Origin of the sequence: Geitlerinema sp. CS-897 (genome assembly GCF_028368005.1) — a bacterium.
Classification (GTDB): Bacteria; Cyanobacteriota; Cyanobacteriia; order Cyanobacteriales; family Geitlerinemataceae; genus Baaleninema; species Baaleninema simplex.
In genome coordinates, this window is record NZ_JAQNCQ010000156.1 from 1 (window position 1) to 6,888 (window position 6,888).

The window sequence follows — 6,888 nt, forward strand, 5'->3', positions numbered from 1 at the left end:
CCCTTCCGGCGGATATTTACAAAACCGCTGAGTTCTGCTCGATGTGCGGACCGAAGTTCTGTCCGATGCAGACGAAGGTGGATGCGGACGCGCTGACGGAACTCGAGAAGTTCTTGGCTTCGGAAGAGGCGAAGAAGAAGGGCTCTTCCGAACTTACTATGTAAGAAATCGCTGAAACCTTTACAGGGCAGGAGTTTTTCCTAAACTGTATAAAAACGCAGCTCAAATCGCGAAATTCCTTTCCAGATATAGGCTACAAGCATTTACCCTACACACCAAGGTCGGAAGAGCCAGAAGAAGGAAGTGGCTAAGGCGTAATCGCGGCTTTTAGGTCGAACTGAAAGAGGCAGGGGGTGACTCCTGCCTTTTTGCAATCGAGAAGATGGGAAAGCGACATTACTACAAATCTATTCAAAGCTTGGAAAAGCGTATACGAGAGCATCAAGCTAAAATAGATAAAGAATCAGTTAAAGAGTCTCCAGATTTCGGGCTGATTAAACATATGGAATCGAACGAGCGAGAAAACGTTTAGGAAAATAAAAAATGTCACTCGATGTTAAACCCTCTCTAACTCAGGATGCCACGCTCGATCGCCTGTTGGAAGAACTCGGTGAGGAATGTCGAACGACGTTGAACTTGTTGAAAAAGCTGCGACAACCGCTTTCGGAGGGCGATCGCACGGAAGTGTTAGCGGAATTAGCGGCGGCGACGATTCACCTTCACGCTCACTGCGACGAAGCGTTACAGGAGGAAATTTGGGAAGTGTGCGATCGCCTTCCCGATTCAGAACCTACTGAGGAATAAGGATGGAAGTTTCAACGCCAACTCCTACCTGGGTTTCTCTTGACGAATACCGCGCCTTGGAAGAGGTTGCTGAAGTCAAGCGCGAATACCGAGATGGGGAAATCGTCCCGATGACGGGGGGAACCTACGAGCATAACGGCATTGCGTTAAACTGGGTGACTTGTTTTAAGGTGGCGTTGCGAGGCAAAAATTACCACGTCCGCGCGGGAGATATGCGGTTGTGGATTCCTCAGTACCGACAAGCGGTTTATCCTGATGTGTTGGTTATTGCAGGCGATCCGGTATTCAACGAAAATCGTCGAGATGAAGTTCTCAATCCTTGTCTGATTGTGGAAGTGTTGTCGGATTCGACGGAGGCGCGAGATCGAGGCGATAAGTTTCGGTATTATCAGTCGATCGCGGAGTTTCAGGAATATTTGTTAGTCAGCCAGTACGAGGCTCGCGTCGAACAGTTCGTTCGAGTTGGGGTTAACGAGTGGTCGTTGCGAGTGTACGACGATTTGGGGATGACGGTGCAGTTAGGGGCGATCGATCTCGACGTGGCGATGCACGATCTTTACGAGGGAGTAGGGTTTGATGGATAACCGCTCTGTTGTCAGCTTGACTTTGTTAAAGGTGTTCCGAGGTTCTGCGATCTAGAATAGTAGAGATATATTTGTCGTGTTCGATCATGAAGAACGTTGTTAATAAATGGGGAGATAGTCTGGCAATCTGCATCCCGCTAGAAATAGCGAAAGAGTTGCAGATGACCGAAGGCTCTGAAGTTGAAATTGAAATTGTTGAGGGACATTTGACTGTTACACCAAAACCCGAAAAATACTCGGAGTTAGACGAACTTATCGATGCTATTTCACCTGAGAATTTACATCAAGAAATTGAATGCGATTCTGAGATTGGCAATGAAGTATGGTAAGTTCTGAAAATTCATATATTCCCGATCGCGGTCAGATTATCTACATTAACTTTAATCCGACGAAAGGGAGAGAACAACAAGGCCGTCGTCCGGCCTTTGTCTTGTCTCCCAGAAAGTACAACGCTAAAAGCTCTTTGGCGGTCATGATGCCGATTACCAGCCATCGCAAGGGATATCCGTTTGAAGTTATCTTACCTGAAGAACTGAAAACAAACGGTGTCATTTTAGTAGACCAGGTTAAATCTTTAGATTGGCGAATCCGACAGGCGGAGTTTGTTGAATCCGTTACCCAGACCTTAGTTCGGGAGGTACAGAACAAGTTAAAGATGCTGTTACTGTAAGAAAAAGCGACAAAATCAATGGGTGCTGTATCGTGATGAATTCATCACGTCGAAGATCGTTCCAGAGATAGACATACCTGTCGAATACCTGTTTACTTTCCGAACTAACGCTGAAGTCTAGAATCGCAGCGATCGCGAGCAAGTTTGCTATGTCAATTGTAGAGAGGTTTCGAGTATGACAGTTACACCCTACAAGGCGATCGCGCTACCTGACTTTTTAAAACTCCCCGAAACCCAACCCGCCAGCGAGTACCTCGACGGGAAAGTTATTCAAAAACCTATGCCAAAGGCACGTCATTCGCGACTTCAAAACAAGTTAATTCAAGCAATTAACGAGGTGGCGGAAGAGGCGCAAATTGCTTATGGCTTTTCGGAGTTGCGCTGTACCTTTGGAAATCGCTCTCTAGTTCCCGATGTGGCGGTATTTCGCTGGGAACGTATCGCCTTCGACGAGGATGGGGAACCGATTGACGATGTGGAGATCGCGCCAGATTGGGTTATTGAGATTCTGTCGCCGCAGCAAAGTGCAAATCGCGTGACTGGCAAGATTTTACATTGTCTGCATTATGGGTGTCAGTTGGGTTGGCTTGTCGATCCGAGCGATCGCTCGATTCTGGTGTTTCAACCCCAGCAAGAGCCAATGTTGTGCGAGGGTTCGATGCGGTTGAGGGTTTTGGAGGGGGTTGAGTTGGATTTGAGGTGCGATCGAGTCTTTGGTTGGCTCAAAATGGGGAAATCCTCGTCTTGACAAAATATACATAATTTGTTATAGTTATTCTTCTATATAAATTAAAATCAACCTCTACTATTTAATATCAAATTAAATTTAATTGTAGTGTAAGCTTAAAATTAACTTTTGATCGGGTTTATCTTTTATTATTAATGCAAAAAAAAGATAATAGCAAATATATTTTAACTCATAAAAAAATATATTTTAACTCATAAAACATATGTTTTAACTCATAAAACATATTTTTATTAGTAGAAAAAAGCTAGGAAGCTCCGAGGCAGATCGTGAAAAATAAAAACAGGAAGCCAATCACACAAAAATTTGTCAAAAAAGACAATATTTGTAATATTTGTCAACAAGAAGCGATCTTGTCAGAAGATCATGTCCCTCCCAAAGCTTGTCCACCTTTAAAAGATCGAATAATCAACATATTATTATATGAGTTCACTAACGAACGTGGTTTTAAACCACGTAACACTCAAAATGGTGTTTTATATAAAACTATATGCTCAGACTGTAATAATAAGTTAGGTATTAACTACGACCGTCGGCTTGGTGAGTTTAGTCGCCAGATAGAAAAGTTTGTTGAAACCAAGCTCGAACTTCCCCCAGCCTTTCAAGTTGAGTGTTATCCGAATGCAATTATGAGATCTGTATTAGGACATCTTCTCGCCGCAAAAACAGAAACGGATAATTCCGAAATAGATCGACTAATCAGACCTTGTATTTTAGATGATTCGATTCCTATACCTCAAGATATAAATATTTTTTATTGGGTATATCCTTATGAGAGAACTATCATACTCAGAGATTTTGGAATGCCGTCAATTCGAGGGAATCTTAAAACTTTTGGTATATTTAATTTGCTGAAGTTTTATCCAGTCGCTTTTTTAGTGAGTCATAAGTGTGTAGATTATGAATCATTACATAACTTAAATAGCTTTAAAAAACTGTCCCCTAAAGATGTAGCTTGTATTGACATAGATCTAACTAGTACAAAAAAATCAAGCTGGCCTGAAGAATGTAATGGCTTAGAAAATTTTTTAATGATTGGAAAAGCAGCCAATGATTCGGTATATTCCGTTCCTCGTTCTAATAAAAAATAAGGAATGTCATCTCGAAAATAGTTATGCTAGAACTGGATAAGTGTAGATATGACTCAAGCCGTTAGCCACAACCTCAGCCTCGAGGACTTCCTCAGCCAATACGGTGATAACTCCCGCTACGAACTCATCGACGGCGAACTTATCGATATGGAACCCACTGGCCCCCACGAACAAGTCGCCGCCTTCATCAGTCGCAAACTCAACGCCGCGATCGATCGCCTCGATCTCCCCTATTTCCTCCCCCATCGCTGTCTCGTTCGACCTCTCGCGTCCACCAGCGCGTTTCGTCCCGATGTCATCGTCCTCGACGAAACCCAACTCGATCGCGAACCGCTTTGGACTCGCGAACCCGTCATCACCAACGGCGCAACCGTCAAACTGGTGGTTGAAGTCGTGAGTACGAACTGGCAAAACGACTACGCGCGAAAATACGAAGATTACGAAACCCTCGGAATTCCCGAATACTGGATTGTCGATTATCTCGGAATTGGCGGCCGTCGTTACATCGGAACGCCAAAACAACCCACCGTCACGATCGCGCGTCTTGTCGATGGCGAATATCGATCGACCCTGCTGCGTGGTGGCGAAGTCATCACCTCCGACGCGATTCCAGAAGTCGAAGTATCTGTCGATCGCCTGTTTGCATTCCGCGATCGCGCCTAACTCAACCCCGCTGCGATCGCGAATCCGTAGTTTCGGGTATCAGGTTTCTTAGAGATACCGAGTTTCTGAGGATTTGCAGAATTGAGATGCCCCCGACAACATCCCTTTAAGAGCGAGTGTTCTCATCCAGCTCCTGAAAAACTTCCTTGGCAACCATCATTGCATTAATCGCTCTCGGAAAACCTGCATAAGCTGAAATTTGGGTAATCAATTCCACAATTTCCTGCTGAGTGCAACCGACATTTAAAGCACCTTGAATGTGAAACTTCAGTTGAGGTTGTGCGTCTCCAAGAGCTGCTAAAGCAGCAACCGTGGCAATTTGGCGAGATTTGAGATCGAGACCGGCTCGCGAAATAATGTCACCATACGGAAACTCGACGGCGAAGCGAACTAATTCGGGAGAAGTCGAGGCTAAACTCTCATGAAAATTATCGTAACCCTCGGGATTGAGTCGATCGATCAAAGATAATCCCACCTGAAATCGATTGGCATCCTCTCGAACAAGTTCGGTAGAAAGCAATTGCTCTGAAACGGGTTGGGTTAGTGCAGGAGACGGAGATATTAAAGTCTGAAACGTCAAAATTCCGATCGCTAGTAAGAAGAGGACACTCGAGATAAAAAGCTGGATGTTTTTCATGCTTCGCTGACTCCTTGACTCACCGGAAACTATTTTATATTTACTTTTCTAATAAGACAATCGCATTTTTTGGCATTATACTCATGTCTAAAACGCAATAATCGATGAGTCGCTCTGAAGATTTAGAAGTATTTGTGGCTGTTGTCCAAACCGGGAGTTTTGCTAAAGCCGCGAAACGACTGGAATTAAATCCCTCAGCCGTTAGCCGTCGCGTGAGCCATTTAGAACAGCAACTCGGCGTGCGACTGTTGCACCGAAGCACCCGTCACTTGAACTTGACGGAAGCTGGAGAACGCTACTTCAACCGCTGTGTGAGGATTCTCGAAGAGATTCAGGAAGCCGATCGAGAAGTCCGACAACACAGCGACGGTCTTCAGGGAACCTTGCGGGTGAGTTGCTCGACCTATTTCGCCGATCGCTTTTTGTTAGCCAGAATTTCCCAGTTTCTCGAACAACATTCTCAGATCGTGTTGGAACTCCGATTGACGGACGAAGTGGTCGATCTCGTCAGCGATCGCATTGATGTCGCCATTCGCATCACCGCGATCGCCGAGACTTCCTTAGAAACGAAAAAGTTAATGAGCGATCGCCGGATTATCTGTGCATCTCCTCAATATCTCGAACGTTATGGAATTCCAAAAACGCCAGACGATCTCGTTCGCCACCGTTGCTTGAGTTTAAAAGTTCCAACAACTACCCTGAATCAGTGGCAATTTCGGGACAAATCGGGGACGCGAGAAATTCGAGTGCGAGACAACTTTGAAGTCAACAGCGGTCAAGCACTCTACAACCTGTTACTTAAAGGCGTTGGAATCGGTCGAGTCGCACATTATTTCGCTCGACCCGATCTAGAGTCCGGTCGGCTCGTACAGTTACTTCAAGACTATGAAGACCGCAGCGATATTGGCATCTATGCTGTGTTTCCCAGCCAACGGTATCTGTTGCCAAAAGTGCAATGCTTTCTCAATTTTCTTGAGACTAGCTTGACTCATTATTATCAGAACGAGTCAATTAGAAAATGATGTCCGATCGGGGTGCATTTCATTTTTGAATTAGCGATGTAAATTTATCAGATCGGAGTCTCTGCACTGAATCGATCTGTTGTTAAGTTTCGCGATCGCTCCACCCCTGGACGGCAGCGTTGCCGAAGTTCAACCTACCCCAGACTCATATTTTTATATCCATTGAGATGCACCCTTTTCATCTCTGTGCAAAAAACTCTCTGTGTCCTCTGTGTCTCTGTGGTGAAAATCTCTAGCTTCGATCGCCTGTTTGCATGACGCTAACTCAACGTCGCCGCGATCGCGAATCCGTATAACGGCGTCGAAAGCGAGGGTCGTGAGAATCGCTTTTACGACGATTGCAGGCGAAACAGAGCGTTTGTAAATTACTCAAATCGTTCGTTCCCCCTTTCGCCAGGGGAATAATATGATCGATCGTCAGTTGAGTTTGCTGCTGAGTGCGATCGCAACTCTGACACGTGAAATTATCCCGTTCGTAAACGTACTGTCGAACGGCGTTGGGAATAGAAATGCGGGGGGTTTTGTCCATTGTTCCGCCAATTCAAGTTTGAAATGCAACGGTCTCCGATCCCTGACTATAAAATACCTCAGAAGGGGTTCGATAGTCAAGAGATTTTCGAGGACGATCGTTGAGTAAATCTACTGCTTTTTTTACCGCATCCGGTGACAAGA

The 6,888-nt window shown here is 45.1% G+C and carries 10 protein-coding genes and 1 pseudogene; 8 read left to right on the forward strand and 3 right to left on the reverse strand.

Annotation, left to right across the window (positions count from 1 at the left end; genetic code table 11):
- Positions 1–543 precede the first annotated feature (543 nt).
- From POG22_RS09935 to POG22_RS09965, 7 genes are all read left to right on the forward strand, one after another.
- Positions 544–804 carry a hypothetical protein gene (locus tag POG22_RS09935; protein ID WP_063714642.1) on the forward strand — a complete coding sequence of 87 codons (261 nt, stop codon included), beginning with the start codon at positions 544–546 and terminating at the stop codon, positions 802–804.
- 2 nt (positions 805–806) lie between these two features.
- Positions 807–1,388 carry a Uma2 family endonuclease gene (locus tag POG22_RS09940; protein WP_498905045.1) on the forward strand — a complete coding sequence of 194 codons (582 nt, stop codon included), beginning with the start codon at positions 807–809 and terminating at the stop codon, positions 1,386–1,388.
- Between the two features lie 86 nt (positions 1,389–1,474).
- A complete protein-coding gene (locus POG22_RS09945; RefSeq protein ID WP_074170743.1) occupies positions 1,475–1,717 on the forward strand; it encodes an AbrB/MazE/SpoVT family DNA-binding domain-containing protein in 243 nt (80 codons plus the stop codon).
- Entirely contained in the window at positions 1,711–2,058 is a 348-nt protein-coding gene (gene mazF, locus POG22_RS09950; protein WP_498905046.1) for an endoribonuclease MazF, read from the forward strand. Before POG22_RS09945 ends, mazF begins: the two co-directional genes overlap by 7 nt.
- A 175-nt stretch (positions 2,059–2,233) precedes the next feature.
- Positions 2,234–2,806: a Uma2 family endonuclease gene (locus tag POG22_RS09955; RefSeq protein ID WP_498905048.1), complete on the forward strand. Its 573-nt coding sequence runs from the start codon at positions 2,234–2,236 to the stop codon at positions 2,804–2,806.
- A gap of 266 nt (positions 2,807–3,072) precedes the next feature.
- Positions 3,073–3,894 (forward strand): hypothetical protein, encoded by an 822-nt coding sequence (locus POG22_RS09960; protein WP_498905050.1) that lies wholly within the window; start codon positions 3,073–3,075, stop codon positions 3,892–3,894.
- A 48-nt stretch (positions 3,895–3,942) separates the two neighbouring features.
- On the forward strand, positions 3,943–4,557 hold the full coding sequence (locus tag POG22_RS09965) for a Uma2 family endonuclease (RefSeq protein WP_498905051.1): 615 nt from the start codon (positions 3,943–3,945) through the stop codon (positions 4,555–4,557).
- Positions 4,558–4,663: 106 nt separating this feature from the next.
- Here POG22_RS09965 and POG22_RS09970 read toward each other — a convergent pair whose 3' ends face one another.
- On the reverse strand, positions 4,664–5,194 hold the full coding sequence (locus tag POG22_RS09970) for a carboxymuconolactone decarboxylase family protein (protein WP_498905052.1): 531 nt from the start codon (positions 5,192–5,194) through the stop codon (positions 4,664–4,666).
- Positions 5,195–5,298: 104 nt separating this feature from the next.
- On the opposite strand from POG22_RS09970, the gene POG22_RS09975 reads away from it, so the two are divergent.
- A complete protein-coding gene (locus tag POG22_RS09975) occupies positions 5,299–6,216 on the forward strand; it encodes a LysR family transcriptional regulator (RefSeq protein WP_498905054.1) in 918 nt (305 codons plus the stop codon).
- 265 nt (positions 6,217–6,481) lie between these two features.
- Here the strand turns inward: POG22_RS09975 and POG22_RS09980 are convergent, their stop codons facing one another.
- Together POG22_RS09980 and POG22_RS09985 are read right to left on the reverse strand one after the other, a co-directional pair.
- Complete coding sequence (locus POG22_RS09980) at positions 6,482–6,745, reverse strand: HNH endonuclease (RefSeq protein ID WP_498905055.1); 264 nt, start codon at positions 6,743–6,745, stop codon at positions 6,482–6,484.
- 12 nt (positions 6,746–6,757) lie between these two features.
- Positions 6,758–6,888: pseudogene (locus tag POG22_RS09985) on the reverse strand (IS30 family transposase); the annotation flags it as partial.

What these genes read in the sequence shown, in the direction of transcription:
- POG22_RS09935 (WP_063714642.1), top strand. Translation starts at nt 544, where the DNA reads ATGTCACTCGATGTTAAACCCTCTCTAACTCAGGATGCCACGCTCGAT.
- POG22_RS09940 (WP_498905045.1), top strand. Translation starts at nt 807, where the DNA reads ATGGAAGTTTCAACGCCAACTCCTACCTGGGTTTCTCTTGACGAATAC.
- POG22_RS09945 (WP_074170743.1), top strand. Translation starts at nt 1,475, where the DNA reads ATGAAGAACGTTGTTAATAAATGGGGAGATAGTCTGGCAATCTGCATC.
- mazF (WP_498905046.1), top strand. Translation starts at nt 1,711, where the DNA reads ATGGTAAGTTCTGAAAATTCATATATTCCCGATCGCGGTCAGATTATC.
- POG22_RS09955 (WP_498905048.1), top strand. Translation starts at nt 2,234, where the DNA reads ATGACAGTTACACCCTACAAGGCGATCGCGCTACCTGACTTTTTAAAA.
- POG22_RS09965 (WP_498905051.1), top strand. Translation starts at nt 3,943, where the DNA reads ATGACTCAAGCCGTTAGCCACAACCTCAGCCTCGAGGACTTCCTCAGC.
- POG22_RS09970 (WP_498905052.1), bottom strand. Translation starts at nt 5,194, where the DNA reads ATGAAAAACATCCAGCTTTTTATCTCGAGTGTCCTCTTCTTACTAGCG.
- POG22_RS09975 (WP_498905054.1), top strand. Translation starts at nt 5,299, where the DNA reads ATGAGTCGCTCTGAAGATTTAGAAGTATTTGTGGCTGTTGTCCAAACC.
- POG22_RS09980 (WP_498905055.1), bottom strand. Translation starts at nt 6,745, where the DNA reads ATGGACAAAACCCCCCGCATTTCTATTCCCAACGCCGTTCGACAGTAC.